Origin of the sequence: Microbacterium sp. (genome assembly GCF_031178525.1) — a bacterium.
Lineage (GTDB): Bacteria > Actinomycetota > Actinomycetes > Actinomycetales > Microbacteriaceae > Microbacterium.
In genome coordinates this window covers 1-2087 of the sequence record NZ_JAPSJA010000363.1, presented here as the reverse complement: position 1 = coordinate 2087, position 2087 = coordinate 1, and the positions used below count along the sequence as shown (strand labels likewise).

Annotated in this window: 1 protein-coding gene; it reads left to right on the top strand. The window is 73.4% G+C overall.

Features of this window, described 5'->3' with window-relative positions; all coding sequences use genetic code 11:
- Nucleotides 1-2087: PDZ domain-containing protein (locus RIF89_RS14415; RefSeq protein WP_309069765.1), on the top strand; the 2087-nt coding region annotated here is incomplete at both ends.

Genomic DNA, 2087 nt, shown 5'->3' with positions numbered 1-2087 from the left:
GGACCGCGGACGGCCGGATCATCGCGGCCTCCAACGGCGGCGAGCCGAACATCCGCCACACGGTCGTCAAGCTGCTGTCGCTCGATGGCGCGTGGGAGCGTCCGCAGATCGGCATGGCCTCGGCCATCGCGCTGCGTGCGGACGGCGCGATCGCCCTCGCGACGCCGTGGAGCCGCCCGCCCGCGCACTGGAAGCGCTACCGCGGCGGCACCGCGCCGCGCCTATGGCTCGACCGCACCGGCGGCGGCGACTGGGAGCGCCTGCTCCCGGAGGAGGCCGCCTCGATCACGGATCCCCTGTGGCTGGGCGACGCGCTCGTGTTCGCGTCGGATCGCGCCGCGCGGTTCCCGGATCGCGCGGACGAGCAGGCGAACCTCTGGATCTGGGACGCCCCCGGAGAGGGTGAGCCGCGGCTGCTGACGCGGCAGAGCGCCGAGGACGGCTACGTGCGCGATGCGACCACCGACGGCGAGCGGATCGTGTGGCACAGTCGCGGGCGCATCCGCATCCTGGACGCGCTCGACGCCGAACCGCGCACGATCGACGTCACGCTTCCCGGCGCCCGCCCCGAGCCCCTGGTGCTGGGCGGCAGCCGACGCCTCGACGCGTTCGCGTCCGATCACGACGCGTCCGGCAGCGTCGTGACGTGGCGGGGCAAGGCGTTCTGGCTCGCGCATCGCGAGGGCCCCGCCCGTGCGCTGCTGGCAGACTCGGGCGTCCGCGCGCGCGAGCCGATCGTGCTGGGGCGCACCGGGTTCGGCGCCGTCGTGAGCGATGCGGACGGCGAGGACGGGATCGACATCCTGTCCCTGGACGGCACTCACGCGCCGCGGCGCATCCTGTCCGGCGAGGTCGGGCGCATCCTGCATCTGTCCGCCACCCCGGCGGGTGACCGCATCGCGGCCATCTCGCACGACGGCGCCATCCGGCTCATCGAGGTGGCGAGCGGATCGGCGCGCGAGGTGGGCCGCTCTTCGCGGGGCGAGGCGCGGACCCCGCGGTTCTCCCCCGACGGCCGCTACCTCGTCTGGTCGCAGCCCAGCAGCGGGGACGGCGAGCTGCACGCCCTCTGGATCGCCGACACCCGTGGGGAGGGCGCGGTGCGTCTCACGACGGGCCAGTACCACGACCGCTCCCCCGATTTCACGCGTGACGGCAAGCACCTCGTGTTCCTGTCCGACCGCACGTTCGACCCCCACTACAACGCCCACGCGTTCGACCTCGCCTTCACGGGTGCGACCCGGCCGTGGCTCATCCCGCTGTCCGCGACCGAGCCCGCGCCGTTCGGCCCGAGCGCGGACGGCTGGCCCGTCTCCCCGTCTCGTGCGCACGGCGAGGACGAGACGGTCACGTGCCCCGAACTCGACGCCGACGGCGCAGAGGAGCGGATCGTGCCCTTCCCCGTCCCTTCGGCCGAGTACCGCGATCTGAGCTGCGCGGATGGCGGCGTGCTCTGGGTCGAAGTCCACCGCGAACAGGGCGCGCTCGGCTCGCGCCGTGCGGGGGTGAAGGAGGAACCGACTCCCGACAGCCTCGAGCGCTGGTCCTTCGAGGCCCGCGAGGTCGAGACGATCGTGGACGCGGTGGACCGCTACGCCGTCTCGGGTGACGGGCAGCGCGTCATCGTGCGGCGCAAAGACGACGTGACGGTCGTTCCCGCAACCCGTCCCGCGAAGGACGACGCCGTCAAGGTGGACCTCGGTCGCCTGCGCTTCTCGGTGGATCCGCGCGCCGAGTGGCGGCAGATGTTCGATGAGAACGCCCGCCTCATGCGCGACCACTTCTGGCGGGCCGACATGGACGGGGTCGACTGGGATGGGGTCGTCCGACGCTGGCGGCCCGTGATCGACGCCGCGGTCACGCACGACGACGTGGTCGACATCCTGTGGGAGACGGTCGGCGAGCTGAACACCTCGCACGCCTATGTCACCCCTGCCGCGCCGCTCGGCACGCCGTCACGACGGCTGGGCTTCCTCGGTGCGGACCTCTCCCCCGCTGACGGCGGCTGGCGGATCGACCGGATCCTGCCTGGGGAATCGAGCGAGCCGAAGGCGCGGTCGCCCCTGCGTCAGGCGGGCGTGGGAGCG